Origin of the sequence: Chromobacterium rhizoryzae (assembly GCF_020544465.1) — a bacterium.
Classification (GTDB): Bacteria; Pseudomonadota; Gammaproteobacteria; order Burkholderiales; family Chromobacteriaceae; genus Chromobacterium.
The window spans coordinates 2,345,646-2,363,318 of the sequence record NZ_CP066126.1; the positions used below are offsets into that span (position 1 = coordinate 2,345,646).

Consider the following 17,673-nt stretch of genomic DNA (forward strand, 5'->3'; position numbering starts at 1 on the left):
CGACACGCGAAAGCGATGTGAGGATTCGGCCATGGCCAAGAAACAAAAACAAGACGAGTTGGACGAGGAAACCCGCGCGTTGCTGGAATGGTGCGCCGAGGTGGAAACCCATCTGGTGGCGGCCGGCGCCACGGTGGCGGAGGCGCAGGAGCATATCGAGGAACAGGCGGAGTGGTACACCGACCAGTACTACGACGGCCTGAGCCCGGAAGAGGCGGCGCGGGCGGCGCTGAAATGAGTCGACGCATCGCCGTCATCGATTTCGAAACCAACGGCGCGTCCCCGGGACGCGACTGTCGCGCCACCGAAATCGGCGTGGCGCTGCTGGAGGACGGCCGCATCGTCGGCCGTTACCAAAGCCTGATCAACGCCGGGGTGTGGATTCCGCCGATGATTGAGCGGCTGACCGGCATCAGCAACGCGATGCTGCGCGACGCGCCGCCGCCGGCGGTGGCGATGGCCGAAGCGGCGCGCTTCGTCGGCGACACGCCGCTGGCCGCTCACAACGCCAGCTTCGACCGCAAGTTCTGGGATTACGAGCTGGCCCAGCTGGGCCTGTCGCGCAGCCAGGACTTCGCCTGCACCCTGCTGCTGTCGCGCCGGGTGCTGCCGCAGGCGCCGGACCACAAGCTGGGCACTTTGGCGCGCTGGCTGAGCCTGCCGGACACCGGCCGCGCCCACCGCGCGCTGGCCGACGCGGAAATGGCCGCGCATTTGCTATCGCATTTGCAGGGCGAACTGAGCAGCCGCTATGGCGCGCATCTGTGTGAGCACGGCCAGCTGTGCGGCATGCAGAAAGTCAGCGCGGCCAAGATAGGCCAGTATCTGCAAGCCCAGGCCGGCTGAACAGCGGTCCGCGTCGTGATGAGGCGGCGCAAATCTCAGCCGCCTTCGTCTGGCGCGACGACGCCAAACTCCGGTCTGGCCTCGAACCAGGCCAGCGCCCGTTCGCGCAAGGCGGCGACGGCCGGCGTCTCCGCGCGCTCCCGGAGGCAGGCGAGCACGATGCGTTGCGCCGGCAGCGGATCGGCGATGGGCCGCAGCGCCAGCGGCCGGCCGTCATAGCTGTGGTCGCCGCTGGGCCGGGTGTAGGCGATGGCCACGCCCAGGCCGTGAGCCACCATGCCGCGTTGCAGCTCAAGGCTGCGGACCGACTCCAGCCGGGCCGGCCGCAGGCCGTGCATGCGGAGCAAGTCCAGAAAATGCGGGCCGCTGTGCGCCTGCTCGGTCAGCAAAAGCGGCCATTCGCATAATTCCCTCAAGCCCACCTGTTCGTTTCGCGCCAGCGGATGATCGGCCGCCAGCAGCGCGTGGGGCGCCAGCGTGCGCAGTTCGGTCAGCGCCAGCGCGGGCGGCAGCGCCAGATCGTAGCTGATGGCGACGTCCAGCCCGCCTTGCAGCAATTGCGGGCCGATCAGGTCGAAGCCGCACTCCCGCGGCTCCACGCGCAAGGACGGATGCCGCTCGCGCAGCGCGCGCAGCAAGGGCGGCAGACAGTAGGGCGCCAGATCCTCGAAGCAAGCTAAGGCCAATTCCCCGGCCAAGGCGTCCGCGCCGTCGGCCAGCCCTTCCAACGCCATCGCGGCTTCCACGGTCCGCCGCGCCTGCGCCAGCGCTTGCCGGCCAAACGGCGTCGTCGCCATGCCGGAGCCGCGGGTGCGCACGAACAAGGCCTGTCCCAGGATGCCTTCCAGCTCTCCGACGGCGGCGGATACCGCCGGCTGGGAGACGTTCAGCCGTTCGGCCGCGGCGCTGATGCCGCCGTGACGGGCCACGGCCAGCGCGTAGCGCAATTGACGCAAGGTCAGCTTCATCGCTTTTTCCGAGGAGGATGATCAAAACATATTATTTTATTTTGGCATGGACTTGCGCTGATAGTGAGGGCAGTCGCCCGCAGTGGCGGCGTGTATCCATACAAGAGGAGGAGATGCCCATGTCAGCCTGTCCCGAAATGTCCATTGCCGACATCGCCGCCTTTCAGCGCGACGGCGCCGTCTGCCTGCGCGGCCTGTTCCGCGATTGGGTGGATGTCATCGCCGCCGGCATCGAGCGTAATCTGCATGCGCCCGGCCCCTACGCCGGCAATGTGGTCGCCGCCGGCGAGCCGGGCTCCTTCTTCGAGGATTATTGCAACTGGCGGCGTATTCCCGAATTCGAGGCGGTGGTGACGGAGTCGCCGGCCGCCGCCGTCGCGGCTACCCTGATGCGCTCGACCCGCGCGCAATTCTTCCACGAGCATGTGCTGGTCAAGGAGCCCGGCACCCACAAGCCCACGCCTTGGCATCAGGACATCCCGTATTACTTCGTCGACGGCGAACAGACCGCCAGTTTCTGGATTCCGGTGGACCCGGTGCGCGAAGCCACTTTGCGGCTGGTCGCCGGTTCGCATCGCTGGGAGGAATGGGTGCGGCCGGTGCGCTGGAAAGACGATTCCGGCTTCTACGAGGGCGACGCGCGCCGCTACCGCGATGCGCCGGATCCGGACAGCGAGCCGGGCATGCGGGTGCTGGAGTGGGCCTTGGAGCCGGGCGACGCGGTGCTGTTCGATTTCCGCACCGTGCACGGCGCGCGCGGCAATCCCGGCGGTGGACGGCGGCGGGCGCTGTCCTTGCGCTGGCTGGGCGACGACGCGCGTTACGCCGAGCGTCCGGGACGCACCTCGCCGCCGTATCCGGAGCACGGCATGAGGCCGGGCCAGCGCCTGCGCGAGGATTGGTTTCCGGTGCTGTGGCCGGCGGCCTGAGGTCTGTCAGGCGGTCCAGCGCATCAGGAATTCGCCGTCGGCGTATTGGATATCGACAAAGCCTAGGCGCAGGTAGAGCCGTCGCGCCGGATTACGCTCCAGCACGCTGAGTTCCAAGGCGGCTCCGGCGTGTTCGGCCTCGCGTTGCAGACTGCGGATCAGCTTGCCGCCCAGGCCGCGGCCATGGCAGTCCGGCAGCAGTTGCAACTGGATCAACCGCCAAGCGGGGAGCCGGCGCGCGACTTTGAGCAGACCGATGTCCCGTTCGCCTTCGAGGATGATGGAGGCGTGTTCGAAACCATCGTGGACTCGGCTCAGGAGTGCATCTTCATCACAGGGGCGGCCCGCCGTTTGCAGATGGGGACCCATGCTGGCGCGGCGCAGCGCCAGTAGGAAGGCGAGGTCGCCGCGGATGGCCGGGCGCAAGGTGATGGGTTGGCTCAGCGTTTTTCTCCTGAAGTCGACTTGGCGACGCGGTGCTTTGCACCATAGAGAACGGCCCGCCTAGGCGGGTCGTTTGTTCGGATCAGGCGTCCAGTCCTTGCTGGGCCAGCGCCGCGGCGCGCAGAACGGCGCGCGCCTTGTTCTGGGTTTCCTGCCATTCCATGTCCGGCGAGGAGTCGGCGACGATGCCGGCGCCGGCCTGCACATAGAGCATGCGGTTCTTCAACACCGCGGTGCGGATGGCGATGCACAGGTCCATATCGCCGTTGAAGCCCAGATAGCCGACCGCGCCGCCGTAGATGCCGCGCTTGCTGGGTTCGAACTGGTCGATGATCTCCATCGCCCGCACCTTGGGCGCGCCGGATAGGGTGCCGGCCGGAAAAGTGGCCTTGAGCACATCGATGTTCGACACCTCGGGGCCGACTTTGCCTTCCACGCTGGACACGATGTGCATCACATGGGAATAGCGCTCGATCGCCATATTGTCGGTGACGCGCACGCTGCCGGTGACGGCGACGCGGCCCACGTCGTTGCGGCCCAGATCCATCAGCATCACGTGTTCGGCGATTTCCTTGGGGTCGGCCAGCAATTCGGCCGCCAGCGCCTCGTCCTGCTCGCGGGTCTGGCCGCGCGGGCGGGTGCCGGCGATGGGGCGCACGGTGACGGTGTCCTGTTCGCGGCGCACCAGGATTTCCGGCGAGGCGCCCACCACGTGGAAGTCGTCGAAGTGATAGAGGAACATATAGGGCGACGGGTTCAGGCTGCGCAGCGCGCGGTAGAGGCTGAGCGGGGACTCCGCGAACGGCATCTGCATGCGCTGCGACAGCACCACCTGCATGATGTCGCCGTCGTGGATGTAGCGCTTGCAGGCGGACACCGCGTCCTTGAACGCCTGTTCGCCGTATTCCGACGCCGATTGCGTGCCTTGGGCCGGCAAGGACAAGGGCGCTTCCAGCGGTTCGCGCAGGCGGGCGCGCAGTTGCGCCAGCCGCGCCTCGGCTTTGAGCAGCGCGTTGGGCACTTCCGGATCGGCGTAGACGATCAGATAAAGCTTGCCGGACAGATTGTCCACCACGGCCAATTCCTCGGACACCATCAGCAGCATGTCCGGCGTGCCTATGGTGTCGGGCTTGCTGGTTTCGGACAGCCGCTTTTCGATGTGGCGTATGGTGTCGTAGCCGAAATAGCCGACCAGGCCGCCGGCGAAGCGCGGCAGGCCGGGTTGCGGCGGGGTGCGGAAGCGCTGTTGGAAGGCTTCGATGAAGGCCAGCGGATCGCCGCTGTGACGCTCGATCACCTTGTCGCCGTATTCCACCTGCACCTGCTGGCCGTTGACCCGCAAGCGGGTGGTGGACGGCAGGCCGATGAAGGAGTAGCGGCCAAAGCGCTCGCCGCCGACGACGGACTCCAAAAGATAGGAATAGGGCTGGTTGGCCAGCTTCAGGTAGACCGACATCGGAGTGTCGAGATCGGCGAACAATTCCAGGCTGACCGGAATGCGGTTGTAGCCGGCGGCGGCCAGGCGGTTGAATTCTTCATGGGTCATGGCGGGTCCTGCGCTCTTGTGGTCGTGGTGAGGTCGAATGCAGCTTGTCAAACAGGCATTGAGCGGCGCCATCGGCATCCAAGCCGGTATCCTTGCTTCGTCATGAAGTCGTCATCCGTAAAAGAAGTTATCAGCTGATCAGCTATTCTTCATCAAATCGTATAGTTCGGCAATATTGGACACCGTGAGATCGGCGCCCAGCGCGGCGGCGTCGGCATAGCCGTAGCTGACGGCCACGGCGGCGCAGCCGGCATTGCGGGCGGCCAGCACGTCGTTGGCGGAGTCGCCGACCATGGCCATCTGTTCAGGCTGTATGCCCAAAACCTGGCAAACGTGCAGCAAGGGCAGCGCCGACGGTTTCTTTTCCGCCAGGGTGTCGCCGCCGATGATCAGGCTGAAGCAATCGCGCAGCCCCAGTTGTTCCAGCAGCGGCAGCGCCAGCCGTTCGGATTTATTGGTGATCACCGCCAGCGGCAGCTGCAGCGCGCGCAGCAGGCCCAGGCCGTCGGTCACGCCCGGATAGATGGTGGTGTTGTCGCTCAGGTGTTCGCGGTAGTACTGGATGAAGAAGACGTAGCCGCGCTCCCACAGCGCCGGATCGGCCTGGCCGTCGCGCTCATTGGTCAGCGCGCGGTGCACCAGGCTGGCGATGCCGTCGCCGACGTGTTCTTGAATGCGCAGCGCCGGCAGCGGCGGCAGGTCCAGATGTTCGCGCATGGCGTTGGCGGCGGCGGCCAGATCCGGGATGGAGTCGACCAGGGTGCCGTCCAGATCGAAGGCGACGGCTTTGATGTGTTTCAGGTTCATAAGCGTTTCAGCGCGGCGGCCTTGGCCGCCGCCGGTTTGGTTTAGTTTAAGGCGGGCTTGCCGTGTCGCGCCTCGCTACGCGCGGCAGGTTTTGAACCGCTTCTCAGAACGTGTTTACGATCTCGCGAGCTAAGGCGAGACAAGGCGAAAACGGTTGAAGAAGCGGAATGTACAGGTGGTACATGAGCATTTTGAGCTTGGTTTCAACGCCCATTTCTATCCATCCCGCCGACGCGCAGCAGATCGTAAACAGGTCCTCAGCCCAGGTTGCGGATGTCCACCACGGTTTGCAGGCCAAAAGCCGGCGACAGCAGATGGTCGACGATGCGGCGCGCGGCGGCGGCCGGGGTGCTCAGTTCGCCGTCCGCCTTCAGCGCGTCGAAACGGGCTTTCTGCGGGAACTGCTCGGCGTCGCTGCCGCGGATGCTGGCCTGCATGTCGGTGTCCACCACGCCGGGGTAGAGCGCGACGATGTGCGCGGCGTTGTCCTGGCCGGCCTGTTCCGCGGCCACGCTGCGGCTGAAGTGGTCCAGCCCGGCCTTGGTGGTGCAATACACGCTCCAGCCCGGGTAGGGTTTGGCGGCGGCGCCTGAGGAAATGTTCAGGATGCGGCGGCGGGCCTTGAGGCCGGCGCTGGCGCGCAGCAGCGCGTCCGTAGCCAGCATCGGCGCCGCCAGATTGATCGCCAGCGCGCGGACCAGGTCTTCGGCCGGGTAATGGCCGGCCTGGGCGATGGGTGTCACCACGCCGGCGTTGTTGATCAGGTTGAGGCTGGCGCAGTCGGCCGGCTTCAGCTGTTCCAGCGCGGCGGCGATGGCCGGCGCCACCGCGGCGGCGTCGGAGAGGTCGGCGTCTATGGCGCTCAGGCGTTCCGGGTAACGGCGCGTCAGCGCGGCCAGCGCGTCCACGGCGCCGCGCGCCAGGCCGGCGACGCGGTAGCCGTCGGCGAGCAGGGCTTCGGTCAGCGCCAGGCCAAGGCCGCGGGAGGCGCCGGTCACGATGAAGGCGTGCATATTCTGTGCTCCTGGGGTGAGGGCCGGTTTCAGCGGAGTTGGGCCAGCTCGGCGCGCATCTCGTCGATCACGGTCTTGTAATCGGCCTGGCCGTAGATGGCGGAACCGGCGACGAAGGTGTCGGCGCCGGCTTCGGCCACCGCGCGGATATTGTCGGTCTTGATGCCACCGTCCACTTCCAGCCAGATTTCGCCGCCGTGCCTGGCGGTGTATTCATCGATGCGGCGGCGCGCCTCGCGCACCTTGTCCAGCGCGTGCGGGATGAACTTCTGGCCGCCGAAGCCCGGGTTCACCGACATGATCAGCACCATGTCTATCTTGTCCATCACATGGTCCAGATAGGACAAGGAGGTGGCCGGGTTGAACACCAGGCCGGCCTTGCAGCCGGCGTCCTTGATCAGGCCCAGCGTGCGGTCGACGTGCTCGGAGGCTTCCGGATGGAAGGTGATGATGTTCGCGCCGGCCTTGGCGAAGGCGGCGGCCAGGCTGTCCACCGGTTTCACCATCAGATGCACGTCGATGGGCGTGCCCTCGCAGTGCGGGCGGATGGCTTCGCACACCATAGGCCCTATGGTCAGGTTGGGCACGTAGTGATTGTCCATCACGTCGAAATGGATGATGTCGGCGCCGGCGGAGATCACGTCGCGAACCTCTTGGCCAAGACAGGAAAAATCGGCGGAAAGAATGCTGGGAGCAATACGGAAAGTGCGCATAGGGCGTTGCTTTGGGCAAGGATGAACACGGGATGGCCACATTCTACCGCGCCAAAAGCGTTCCGGCGGGATAAAATGAAGCACAAACAACAAAAGGAGCGCTGAACATGGCGGAAAAAACCTACCGTGTCGAAGTGGAAGCCGAACCGCATTACATCGAAGAACAATCCAATATGGCCAACGATATTTATGTGTTCGGCTATCGCATCCGCATCACCAATACCGGCAGCGAGCCGGCGCAGCTGGTCAGCCGCCACTGGATCATCGCCGACGCCAACGAGCAGGTTCAGGAAGTGCGCGGCATGGGGGTGGTGGGCGAGCAGCCGCGCATCGAGCCGGGCCAGTCTTTCGACTATTCCAGCGCCACCCATCTGAAAACGCCTTACGGCTCAATGAAGGGCAGCTATCAGTTTCTGGCCGACGACGGCAAGCGTTTCGAGGCGGAAATCCCCGAGATGAATCTGGTGGCGCCGCGCGTGCTGCATTGAGAACCCGTTCAAAGTCCGCCGAGCCTTGGCGATACAGCGTTGAAACCGGCTTAGGAATGCTCAATGCGCCGCTTGGCCATTGCGGATTTTCGGCCGCAACGCCTTGTCTCGCCCCCGCTCGCTGGACTTTGAACAGGCTCTGAGACTTCGCAAAGCCGGCGGCGCTATTTTTCCCTGGGCCAGGTCCACCACACGATGAAGGTGGCCAATCCGCCGGCAATCGCCGCTTCCAGCAATAATATCCACATGTCCGCGCCCCCTGGCGAGCGTTGATGATGTTCGCAAGACAACTCAACTCTCACTTTGGAACAGCTTGACGCAACAGGCAATCCCAAATATGCGTTTTACCCATTCCGGCCCGGCTCCGGACCACCGCAACGATATCGCCACCCTCAAGACGCTTGTGCCCTATTTATGGGTGTTCAAGTGGCGGGTGCTGTTGGCGCTGTCCTGTATGATTTTGGCCAAGGTGGCCGCGGTCAGCACGCCCTTGTACCTGAAAGACATCGTCGATCAACTCTCGGTGCCGGCCACCCTGTTGGCCTTGCCGGTGCTGGCGCTGGCCGGCTACGGCTGCGCCCGTCTGCTGTCCAGCGTGCTGGGCGAGCTGCGCGACGCGGTGTTCGCGCGGGTGATACAGGGCGCGGTGCGCAGCGTGGCCGGCGGCGTGTTCCAGCATCTGCTGCGGCTGTCGCTGCGCTTTCACCTGGAGCGTCAGACCGGGGGCATGAGCCGCGACATCGAGCGCGGCACCAAGGGCATAGGCTTTTTGCTGAACTTCACCGTGTTCAACATCCTGCCCACCTTGCTGGAAATCGGCATGGTCACCGCCATTCTGCTGCACCGCTACGCCTGGCCGTTCGCGCTGGTGACCTTCGGCACCATCGCCGTCTACATCGCCTTCACCCTGGTGGTGACCGAGTGGCGCACCGTCTACCGCCGCAGCATGAACGATCTGGACTCCAAGGCCAACGCCAAGGCGATAGACGCGCTGCTCAATTACGAGACGGTCAAATATTTCAACAACGAAGGCTACGAGGCGGCGCGCTACGACAAGAATCTGGCGGCCTGGGAAGCGTCGGCGATCAAGAACCAGGTGTCGCTGTCCATGCTCAACGCCGGCCAGGGCCTGATCATCGCCAGCGGCGTCACCCTGATCATGGTTTTGTCCGCGCGCGAGGTGGTGGCCGGGCGGATGACGGTGGGCGACGTGGTGCTGGTGGCCACCTTCATCACCCAGTTGTACGCGCCCTTGAACTTCCTCGGCTTCGTCTACCGCGAGATCAAGCATTCGCTGGCCGACATCGAGCGCATGTTCGCGCTGCTGGGCGCCAACGAGGAGGTGGCGGACGCGCCGGGAGCGGCGGTGCTGGCCGCGCCGGCGGCCGCGGTGCGCTTTGAACAGGTGGGCTTCGCTTACGAGAGCAAGCGGCGGATTCTGAACGAGGTCAGCTTCGACATCCCGGCCGGCAAGACGCTGGCGGTGGTCGGCGCCAGCGGCGCGGGCAAATCCACGCTGTCGCGGCTGCTGTTTCGCTATTACGACGTCGGCGAGGGCCGCATCCTGGTCAACGGCCGCGATATCCGCGAACTGAGCCAGGACAGCCTGCGTGCCCATATCGGCATCGTGCCGCAGGACACGGTGCTGTTCAACGACACGGTGTATTACAACATCGCCTACGGCCGGCCCGGCGCCAGCCGCGAGGAAGTGATGGAAGCGGCCAAGTCCGCGCACATCCACGATTTCGTCAGCAGTCTGCCGGACGGTTACGACACGATGGTGGGCGAGCGCGGCCTCAAGCTGTCCGGCGGGGAAAAACAGCGGGTGGCGATTGCGCGCACCATTCTGAAGAATCCGCCCATCCTGATCTTCGACGAGGCCACCAGCGCGCTGGATTCGCGCACCGAGAAGGCGATCCAGCGCGAATTGGCCGAGATCTCAGCCAACCGCACCACGCTGATCATCGCCCACCGGCTGTCCACCATCGTCGACGCCGACCAGATCCTGGTGATGGAGGCCGGGCGCGTGCTGGAGCAGGGCAGCCACCGCGAGCTGTTGGAGCGCGGCGGCCGCTACGCCGAGATGTGGCGTTTGCAGCAGACGGAGCAGCCGGTGGCCGACGACGTCTGAGAACCTGTTCCAAGTCTGCCGCGCTGGAGCGCCGCGGTCTTGAACCGGCTCAGGGCTGGCGTTGGCCGGCGGCCTTGAGTTCGCTCATCGCCGCCAGCACGGCGTCGGCCAGCGTCAGCATGCGCTGGCAGTCCGCGCTTTGAGGGTGGCCGGCGAAGTCCAGCGCGGGGGACAGCGCCTGTAAGGCGCGGCGGGCGCTGGCGGCCACGTCGGCGGCCAGATTGAAATCGCCGGGCGACAGCACCCGGCCGTTGCGGATTTTCTTGTAGTACACGGCCGCCATCTGCGCGTACTGCTCCGAGGTTTGCTGAGCGGCCAGGCTGGGCTGCAAAGCCTCCAGCAAGCTCATGATTTCGCGGCAGGCCTGCTCCGCGGCGTTCCAGCGCTTATCCTGTTGCTGGCGTTGCTGCGCCTGGGGCTTGGTCGCGGCTTTCTTGCTCGCCATCTTGGGCTCCTGGGAAAAAGTCAGAGCGCCGCATTCTAGCCATCCCGGCCGCGGCGCGCCACCGTCGCGCTAATCGTGCAGGTGGAAACCGAGCAGGGCGTCGTCTTCGCTGGGCAGCGACAGTTCGACGAAGTCGTTCAGGCAGAACAGGGTCAGTTTGCCGCCGTAGACGGCGCCGGTGTCCAGGTTCAACACATTGTCGAAGCGGGTGGCGCTGGTTTGCGGGGTATGGCCCACCAGCAGCAGGTCCACGCCGCGCACAACGCCGCCGCGGCCGTGGCGCGCGCGTTCCCGCGACCACAGCGCGACGTTGCGGCCGCTTTCCGGCAGCGTGCCGTTGGCTAGGCCGGCGGCCAGCGCGTCCCAGTCGTTGCCGGGGCAATCCGCGTGCACCACGCCGATCTTGCCGCCGTCCGCGTCACTGACCTCTATCGCGTAGGGCAGGCGCTGAAAAGCGGCCAGGCAGGCTTGTCGCTGAGGCGCGGGCAGGGTCAGCAACCAGGAGCCGCCGTTGTTGACGTGGCGGATTTCGGCTTGCTTGTCGCCCAGTATCGAATCGATCGCCAATTGTTCGTGATTGCCGCGCACCGCGTAGAACCACGGTTGCGCCAGCCACTCCAGCACCGCCGCGCTGTCGGCGCCGCGGTCTATCATGTCGCCGACCGACAACAGTCGGTCGCACTCGGGATTGAAGGCGGCCATTTTCAGCAAACGCGACAATTGGCGGAAGCAGCCGTGAATGTCGCCGACCGCCCAATCGCGGCCTTGGGTATTGCGTTGCAGCTTCAGAATCATGCTCGAACTCGGGGGTGGGGTGCGGCTATTTTGCGCCATGCCAATGGTTTTGTCATTGTGTTGATAGTTTCACAATTAGAATTGTTTTGATTTGACTATCAAAGGCTTACCGAGTTCGATGTCATCCGGGGCTAGGCGGTTCGCCATTCCTGGCAGAATTGCCGGCGGAAGTCCCGCAGCCACTGCAGCCGTTGCTCCGCCATCTTTCGGCCGGCCTCGGTTTGCATCATGGCCGGCAATTTGGCGAGCTTAACCTCGATGTGGTCCAGCGCCCAGCGGCGGTCGTCCAGCTGGCGGGCCTCGCCCAGCGGATCTTGCGGATGAGCCAGCGCCGAGTCCATGCGCCCGGCGGTGTAGAACAGCCGCGCCAGACCGACGGCGCCCAGCGCGTCCATGCGGTCGGCGTCCTGCACGATGCGGGCTTCCAGGCTCTGCGGCGGGATGGCCGCGCTGAAACTATGCGCCTCGATGGCGTGGGCCACGCCGTCCAGCCGTTCCGCCGGAAAATCGCCGGCGGCCAGCAGCGCGCGGGCGCGGGCGGCGGCCTGGCGCGAGGCCAGATGGCGTTCCGGATGGTTTTTCGGCAGGTTGACCAGGTCGTGCAGATAACAGGCGGCCAGCACGGTCAATGCGTCGCCGTCGGGATGGGCGTCCAGCAACTGCCGGGCGCAGGCCCAGACGCGATGGAAATGGTTGAGATCGTGGGCGCCGTCGTCGTCGCCCGGCTGTTGTTGCAGCAGGCCGATCAGGCGGACGCGCCAGTCGTCTAGCGTCGCGTCGGAAAGAATGGAGTTCATGGCGGCGGCAAGGATTGGGGCAGGGGATTACAGCCCCAATCCGCGTCGCCGTCAAGCCGGCGATTTAACAGTTCTCAGCCTGCGTTCAGTTCGCAGTAGCGCGCCGCGATCGCCGAGGCCAGGCGGGCGTTGTTCAGCACCAGCTGGATGTTGGCGGCCAGGCTGTTGCCGCCGGTCAGCTCGCAGACGCGAGCCAGCAGGAAGGGGGTGGACTCCTTGCCGGCCACGCCTTGCGCTTCGGCCTCGCCCAGCGCCTGCTCGATGGCGGCGTCGATCTTGTCGCGCGGCATCGCGTATTGCTCCGGAATCGGATTGGCCACCACCACGCCGCCGCGCAGTTGCAGGTTCCACTTGGCCTGCATCGTGGCGGCGATGTCGACGGCCTCGTCCAGACGGTGGTCCAGCTTGAAGGCGCTGTCGCGGGTGAAGAAGGCCGGCAGGTGGTCGCAGCGGTGGCCGATGACCGGCACGCCGTGGGTTTCCAGGTATTCCAGCGTCAGGCCCAGGTCCAGGATGGACTTGGCGCCGGCGCAGACCACGGCCACCGGGGTTTGAGCCAGTTCCTGCAGGTCGGCGGACACGTCGAAGCTGCGCTCGGCTCCGCGGTGCACGCCGCCGATGCCGCCGGTGGCGAACACGCGGATGCCGGCCATCGCGGCGATGATCATGGTGGTGGCCACGGTGGTGGCGCCGCTGCGTTTGCCGGCGACGATGAAGGGCAGGTCGCGGCGGCTGACCTTGGCGATGTCGCGGCCGCCCTTGCCCAGGTATTCGATCTCGTCCGCGCTCAGACCGGCCTTCAGATGTCCGTCGATGATGGCGATGGTGGCCGGCACCGCGCCGTGGGCGCGGATTTCCGCTTCCACTTGCAGCGCGGTTTCCACGTTCTGCGGATAAGGCATGCCGTGGGAAATGATGGTGGATTCCAACGCCACCACCGGGCGGTTGGCGGCCAGGGCGGCGGCGACTTCGGGATGGATGTCGAGATGGGCGTTGTGCATTGCGTGCTCCTTAGTTGATGACGAGATCAGGCGTTCAGATAGGCTTCCACCGCCGCGCGGGACAGGGAAGGGTTGTTGGTGGCGGCGGAGGACAACGTCAGCGCGGCGCAGCCGCGAGCAAAGCGCACGCTGTCCGCCAGCGACAGCTCATTGAGCCAACCCCAGGTCAGGCCGGCCATCAGCGCGTCGCCGGAGCCGGTGGTGTTGACGATGGCGCAGTCCGGCGCGTCCAGCCAGCCGTCGCCGGCTTCGCCGCTGTAATAGATGCCGGCGCCGGCCATGCTCAGCACTATGCGGCGCACGCCCTGGCCATGGAACCAGCGCGCCGCCTCCGGCGCGTGCTCCGCCCGTTCCAACGGCAGGCCGGACAAGGCGGCGGCTTCCAGGCGGTTGGGTTTCAGCGTGTGGATGCGCGACAGCCAGGGGCGGACGCGCTCGGCCTTGAACGCGGATACCGGATCGACGAACAGCGGCTTGTCGCCGCTTTCGGCGATCAGCCAGGCCAGCGCGTCGGCGCTCAGATTGGTGTCGGCCACCACCGCGCCGGCGTGGCGCACCAGCTCGCTCTGCGCTTGCAGGCGCTCAGGCGTCAGCCGGTTGAGAATGTCCATGTCGTTGATGGCCAGCGCCATGTCGCCGTCGGCCTGCTGGATGGACAGATAGGTGGAGGTGGCGGCGTCCGGCAGCGTCAGACAGCCGCGCACGTCGACGCCGGCGCGCTGGGTGGCTTCCAGCAGCGAGCGGCCGTGGATGTCGTCGCCCACCACCGAGACCAGCCGGCAGTCGGCGCCCAGCCGCGCCAGGTTTTCCGCGACGTTGCGCGCCACGCCGCCGGGCGAGCAGCGCACCTGGCCGGGATTGGAGTCGCCGTGGCGCAGCGCGGCGGCGGCGCTGCCGACGATGTCCATATTGGCGCCGCCGACGGCGGCGACATAGCGCTGTTCGGCCAGGATGTAGCCTTTGCCGCGGATATGCCCCTTTTGCACCAGATTCATGATATGCCCGGCCACCGCCGAGCGGCTGATGCCCAGTTGATCCGCCAGCTCCTGCTGCGGGATCAGCGGATCCAGGCGCAGCAGAGAGAGGATTTGTTGTTCCCGCTCAGTCATCAAACATTTGTCCGTTTTGCAAACATTTGTTTGATATTACGGCATTGGCATGCCGGAGGTCAAGGGCGGCGCATTTCCCATTGCGACAGCCACAGACGAGCGCCGCAAGACCGCAGCAGGCCGGCGCCGGCTTCGTCGTCGGCGTCTAGATTGCTGATGGCCAGCGCGGGCGCGGCGGTGTCCCGCTGAACGGCGGCCAGCAGCGAGCGGGCGACGCCGCGGCGCCGATGCGGCGGCGCAACCGCCAGTTCCGCGACGTCGCCGGCGGCGGAATAAAGCGCGTAGCCCAGCAAATCGCCGTTCTGTTTCGCCGTCATCAAGAGCAGCGGCGGCCGCGCGCGCTCCAGGCTGTCGCGGCTATTGGGCACGGCGGGCTCGCTGTGCAGCGGCCAGCGCGGCCATTGCGAGCGGTCAGCGGCTTCGCAGCGCCAGCCGGGCGCGGCGTCCACGGCCAGCGCGTGTTCAATGCGGTAACAGTCCAGCCGGCGGCGAGGACGGAAGCCCAGCTTCAGATAGGCGGCCATGGCCGCGGCGTTGTCGCTGATCACCTCCAGCTGTTGACGCTGTATGCCCCGGCTGGCCAGCCGCCGGCTGACCGCGGCGGCCATGGCTTGCAGCAGGCCTTGGCGGCGCGCGTCGGGCGTGACGCCGGTGGCGACGCAATAGCCGATCGGGCCGGCCTCGTCGCAGTGCAGCCCATGCAAATGGACGAAGAACAGCTGGCCGCCATGCTGCATCGGCGCGGCTGGCGCCCGGAGTTGAGCATCGGCGCCTGGCGCGACGGCGCGCTCGTCGGTCTGTGGCTGGCCGGCGTGCAGGTAGTCGCTGAATGCCAGCCTGAAGGCTTGATGGATGAGGGGGAAATCGATCAGGGACAGGCTGTGCAGGCGCATGGACGGGCTCGGATCAATAGGGATGGGCTGATTATGCGCGGCGAGGGCGCGGCGCGGTCGGCGCTGTCGTGAATTGGATACAAAAGACTAAATTCAGCGATGACAGCCGACGACGATGCGTCTAGACTATAGCCATGCGCATTGTGCGTGTTTCAGAGGGAGGCGAAGTATGGATGGATTGAGTCAGATCAGCGGGCAGGGCGTGTCCAACAGCATCCAGATCTACGCATTGAAAAAAGCCATGTCGGCGCAGTCGCAGTCGGCTTTGAGCTTGGTGCAAGGCGCGTCCGACAATATGGCGCAGGCCCAGGCCAGCAATCCGGCCCATCTGGGGCAGAATATCGATACCCGCGCCTGAGACGGCGGGGTGACTGGAAAAGCGGCCTAGGCCGCTTTTTTTATTGCCGGGTTCAGAACCTGTTCACGATGCGCATATGAGCATTTCGAAGCGGTGCTCGCCGCGCCACGTCTCATGACGCGCAGCAGATCGTAAACAGGTTATCAGGCGCTGAGCGCCTGATCCCAGTCTTCCGGAAATTGCCGTTCCAGCCAGTTCGCCAGCCATTCCGCCGCGCTCTCCCAGCGCGTGTCCAGCATCATCATATGGCCAAGATGGGGCAGGATGTCCGCCGCCACGTCCAGACGCCGCGCGGTGGCCACCACATCTTCCGGCCCCACCAGCCGGTCTTCGGCCGCGCCCAGCACCAGCGCCGGCAGCCGCGCCAGCGGCCGGTTGGCCAGCGGGTTGATCAGGGTCATGTCCATCAGCGCTCGCTGGCTTTCCTGCTGGCAACGGCTGATCAGCAGTTCCACCGCCGATTCCGGCGCGTCCGGCGACAGCAGCATGTCCTTCAGTTCGATGAACTCCGGATCGTACAGGCCGTGCTGGTACATATTGAGCTTGAGAAACAGCGCCGGCGCCTGCGTCAGCAGCCGCAGGCTGGACGAGGCGAGCCCCCCGGGCGGGACCGAGGCCAGCAAGGCCGCGCCGGGCAGCTTGCGGCGGCTCAGGTATTGCTGCACCACGTAGCCGCCCATGGAGTGGCCCACCATCACCGGCGCGGCCGGCAATTGCTTGAGCGCCGCGTCGAGATTGCGCACATAGTCGTCGACGCCGATCGCGGCCAGGTAATCCCGGCCCTCGCTGCCGCCGTGTCCCTCCAGGCTCAGCGCCCAGCAATCGTAGCCTTGCCGGGCGAACCAGGGCATGAAGTATTCCCGCCAGCACCAGGCGCCGCAAAAGGCGCCGTGCACGAACAACAACGGCGGCGCGAGACGCGCCGCCGTTGGCGCCGGGGCTTGATGCAGCAGCTCCAGGCGCGGGGACATCACAGCACTTCGGCGGCGTGGTCCGCCAGCCGCGAGCGCTCGCCGCGCTGCAGCGTGATGTGGCCGGAATGGCCCCAGCCCTTGAAGCGGTCCACCACATAGGTCAGGCCGGAACTGCCCTCGGTCAGGTAGGGGGTGTCGATCTGCGAGATATTGCCCAGGCAGACCACCTTGGTGCCGGGGCCGGCGCGGGTGATCAGGGTCTTCATCTGCTTGGGCGTCAGGTTTTGCGCCTCGTCGATGATCAGGTATTTGTTGAGGAAGGTGCGGCCGCGCATGAAGTTCAGCGATTTGACCTTGATGCGGGAGCGGATCAGGTCGCGGGTGGCGGCGCGGCCCCAGTCGCCGCCGTCGTCGTCGCTCTTGTTGAGCACGTCCAGATTATCCTCCAGCGCGCCCATCCACGGCGCCATCTTTTCCTCTTCGGTACCGGGCAGGAAGCCGATGTCCTCGCCCACCGGCACGGTGACCCGGGTCATGATGATTTCGGAGTACAGCTTCTGTTCCAGCGTCATCGCCAGGCCGGCGGCCAGCGTCAGCAGCGTCTTGCCGGTGCCGGCCTGGCCCAGCAGGGTGATGAAGTCCACCTCCGGGTCCATCAGCAGATTGAGGGCGAAGTTCTGCTCGCGGTTGCGCGCGGTGATGCCCCAGACATTGTTCTTGTGGTGGCTGTAGTCCTTCAGCGTCTGCAGCACCGCGGTCTTGCCCTCCACCTGGGTCACGCGCGCCTGCAGCGGCTGGGCGCCTTCCTGCCACAGCATCTGGTTAACGTAGAGGTTCTGGCCGTCCGGGCCCTTGACCTGGTAGTAGCTGCGGCCCTGTTCCTGCCAGGACTTCATGTCCTTGCCGTTGCGCTCCCAGAAGCTTTCGTCGATTTCCCGGGTGCCGGTGTAGAGCAGGTCGGTGTCTTCCAGCACCTTGTCGTTGAAATAGTCTTCCGCGTCCAGGCCCAGCGCGCGGGCCTTGATGCGCATATTGATGTCTTTGGACACCAGGATCACTGAGCGGCCTTGCTGCAACTCCTTCAAGGCCATCACGATGCCGAGGATCTGGTTGTCGGCCTTGCCCACCGGCAGAGACGGCGGCAGCACGCTGTGTATCGCCTGGGTCTGCAGGATCAGCTTGCCGGCGGCGGCGTCGCGGCTGGCGCTCTTCAGCGGAATGCCGGATTCGATCTTGGCTTCGGCCCCGCTGACGATCTCATCTAGGAAACGGCTGGCCTGGCGCGCGTTGCGCGCCACTTCGGACATCCCCTTCTTGTGGGTGTCCAGTTCTTCCAGCGTGATGATGGGGATGAACACATCGTGTTCTTCGAAGCGATACAAGCAGGTGGGGTCGTGCAGCAGCACGTTGGTGTCGAGAACAAACAGCTTGCTGGCGCTGATTTTTTTGCGGCTGGCCATGATGATCCCCTGGTTT

The 17,673-nt window shown here is 65.7% G+C and carries 20 protein-coding genes; 6 read left to right on the forward strand and 14 right to left on the reverse strand.

Going from position 1 to position 17,673, the window contains the following annotated elements; genetic code table 11:
* The first annotated feature begins 31 nt into the window (after window positions 1–31).
* Window positions 32–238 (forward strand): hypothetical protein, encoded by a 207-nt coding sequence (locus tag JC616_RS10680; RefSeq protein ID WP_019101381.1) that lies wholly within the window; start codon window positions 32–34, stop codon window positions 236–238.
* A complete protein-coding gene (locus JC616_RS10685; protein WP_227108178.1) occupies window positions 235–846 on the forward strand; it encodes a 3'-5' exonuclease in 612 nt (203 codons plus the stop codon). The genes JC616_RS10680 and JC616_RS10685 overlap by 4 nt, the downstream gene beginning before the upstream one ends.
* 35 nt (window positions 847–881) lie before the next feature.
* On the opposite strand, the gene JC616_RS10690 is transcribed toward JC616_RS10685, so the two are convergent.
* Window positions 882–1,814: a LysR family transcriptional regulator gene (locus JC616_RS10690; RefSeq protein WP_227108180.1), complete on the reverse strand. Its 933-nt coding sequence runs from the start codon at window positions 1,812–1,814 to the stop codon at window positions 882–884.
* Window positions 1,815–1,933: 119 nt separating this feature from the next.
* Between JC616_RS10690 and JC616_RS10695 the strand changes: the two genes are divergently transcribed.
* On the forward strand, window positions 1,934–2,743 hold the full coding sequence (locus JC616_RS10695; protein WP_227108182.1) for a phytanoyl-CoA dioxygenase family protein: 810 nt from the start codon (window positions 1,934–1,936) through the stop codon (window positions 2,741–2,743).
* 6 nt (window positions 2,744–2,749) lie between these two features.
* Here the strand turns inward: JC616_RS10695 and JC616_RS10700 are convergent, their stop codons facing one another.
* The 5 genes from JC616_RS10700 to rpe form a co-directional block, all read right to left on the reverse strand.
* Window positions 2,750–3,169 carry a GNAT family N-acetyltransferase gene (locus JC616_RS10700; RefSeq protein ID WP_227108184.1) on the reverse strand — a complete coding sequence of 140 codons (420 nt, stop codon included), beginning with the start codon at window positions 3,167–3,169 and terminating at the stop codon, window positions 2,750–2,752.
* 100 nt (window positions 3,170–3,269) lie between these two features.
* Window positions 3,270–4,733 carry an anthranilate synthase component I gene (gene trpE, locus JC616_RS10705; RefSeq protein ID WP_227108186.1) on the reverse strand — a complete coding sequence of 488 codons (1,464 nt, stop codon included), beginning with the start codon at window positions 4,731–4,733 and terminating at the stop codon, window positions 3,270–3,272.
* A 138-nt stretch (window positions 4,734–4,871) separates the two neighbouring features.
* Window positions 4,872–5,540, reverse strand: a complete 669-nt coding sequence (locus tag JC616_RS10710; protein WP_227108188.1) for a phosphoglycolate phosphatase — start codon at window positions 5,538–5,540, stop codon at window positions 4,872–4,874.
* A 257-nt stretch (window positions 5,541–5,797) separates the two neighbouring features.
* Complete coding sequence (locus JC616_RS10715; RefSeq protein ID WP_107799226.1) at window positions 5,798–6,553, reverse strand: SDR family oxidoreductase; 756 nt, start codon at window positions 6,551–6,553, stop codon at window positions 5,798–5,800.
* A gap of 29 nt (window positions 6,554–6,582) precedes the next feature.
* A complete protein-coding gene (rpe, locus tag JC616_RS10720) occupies window positions 6,583–7,266 on the reverse strand; it encodes a ribulose-phosphate 3-epimerase (RefSeq protein WP_227108191.1) in 684 nt (227 codons plus the stop codon).
* 107 nt (window positions 7,267–7,373) lie between these two features.
* Here rpe and apaG point away from each other — a divergent pair, with 107 nt between their 5' ends.
* Both apaG and JC616_RS10730 read left to right on the forward strand, forming a co-directional pair.
* Window positions 7,374–7,754: a Co2+/Mg2+ efflux protein ApaG gene (gene apaG / locus JC616_RS10725; protein WP_019101389.1), complete on the forward strand. Its 381-nt coding sequence runs from the start codon at window positions 7,374–7,376 to the stop codon at window positions 7,752–7,754.
* Between the two features lie 337 nt (window positions 7,755–8,091).
* Entirely contained in the window at window positions 8,092–9,885 is a 1,794-nt protein-coding gene (locus JC616_RS10730; protein WP_227108193.1) for an ABCB family ABC transporter ATP-binding protein/permease, read from the forward strand.
* A gap of 49 nt (window positions 9,886–9,934) precedes the next feature.
* On the opposite strand, the gene JC616_RS10735 is transcribed toward JC616_RS10730, so the two are convergent.
* From JC616_RS10735 to JC616_RS10760, 6 genes are all read right to left on the reverse strand, one after another.
* Window positions 9,935–10,330, reverse strand: coding sequence for a hypothetical protein (locus tag JC616_RS10735; protein WP_227108195.1), 396 nt, complete (start codon window positions 10,328–10,330; stop codon window positions 9,935–9,937).
* A 69-nt stretch (window positions 10,331–10,399) separates the two neighbouring features.
* Complete coding sequence (locus JC616_RS10740; protein ID WP_158274272.1) at window positions 10,400–11,125, reverse strand: metallophosphoesterase; 726 nt, start codon at window positions 11,123–11,125, stop codon at window positions 10,400–10,402.
* Window positions 11,126–11,256: 131 nt separating this feature from the next.
* Window positions 11,257–11,922: an HD domain-containing protein gene (locus tag JC616_RS10745; protein ID WP_227108197.1), complete on the reverse strand. Its 666-nt coding sequence runs from the start codon at window positions 11,920–11,922 to the stop codon at window positions 11,257–11,259.
* Window positions 11,923–11,996: 74 nt separating this feature from the next.
* A complete protein-coding gene (locus JC616_RS10750) occupies window positions 11,997–12,923 on the reverse strand; it encodes a pseudouridine-5'-phosphate glycosidase (protein WP_227108200.1) in 927 nt (308 codons plus the stop codon).
* 26 nt (window positions 12,924–12,949) lie between these two features.
* On the reverse strand, window positions 12,950–14,032 hold the full coding sequence (locus JC616_RS10755) for a PfkB family carbohydrate kinase (protein WP_227108202.1): 1,083 nt from the start codon (window positions 14,030–14,032) through the stop codon (window positions 12,950–12,952).
* A 59-nt stretch (window positions 14,033–14,091) separates the two neighbouring features.
* Window positions 14,092–14,925, reverse strand: a complete 834-nt coding sequence (locus JC616_RS10760) for a GNAT family N-acetyltransferase (protein WP_227108203.1) — start codon at window positions 14,923–14,925, stop codon at window positions 14,092–14,094.
* A 169-nt stretch (window positions 14,926–15,094) separates the two neighbouring features.
* Between JC616_RS10760 and JC616_RS10765 the strand changes: the two genes are divergently transcribed.
* Window positions 15,095–15,283, forward strand: a complete 189-nt coding sequence (locus JC616_RS10765) for a putative motility protein (RefSeq protein ID WP_048411033.1) — start codon at window positions 15,095–15,097, stop codon at window positions 15,281–15,283.
* A 143-nt stretch (window positions 15,284–15,426) separates the two neighbouring features.
* On the opposite strand, the gene JC616_RS10770 is transcribed toward JC616_RS10765, so the two are convergent.
* The gene (locus JC616_RS10770) at window positions 15,427–16,254 is read right to left on the reverse strand and encodes an alpha/beta hydrolase (RefSeq protein ID WP_227108204.1); all 828 of its coding nucleotides are present in this window, start codon (window positions 16,252–16,254) and stop codon (window positions 15,427–15,429) included.
* Complete coding sequence (locus JC616_RS10775; RefSeq protein ID WP_107799216.1) at window positions 16,254–17,657, reverse strand: PhoH family protein; 1,404 nt, start codon at window positions 17,655–17,657, stop codon at window positions 16,254–16,256. Before JC616_RS10775 ends, JC616_RS10770 begins: the two co-directional genes overlap by 1 nt.
* Window positions 17,658–17,673: the final 16 nt, after the last annotated feature.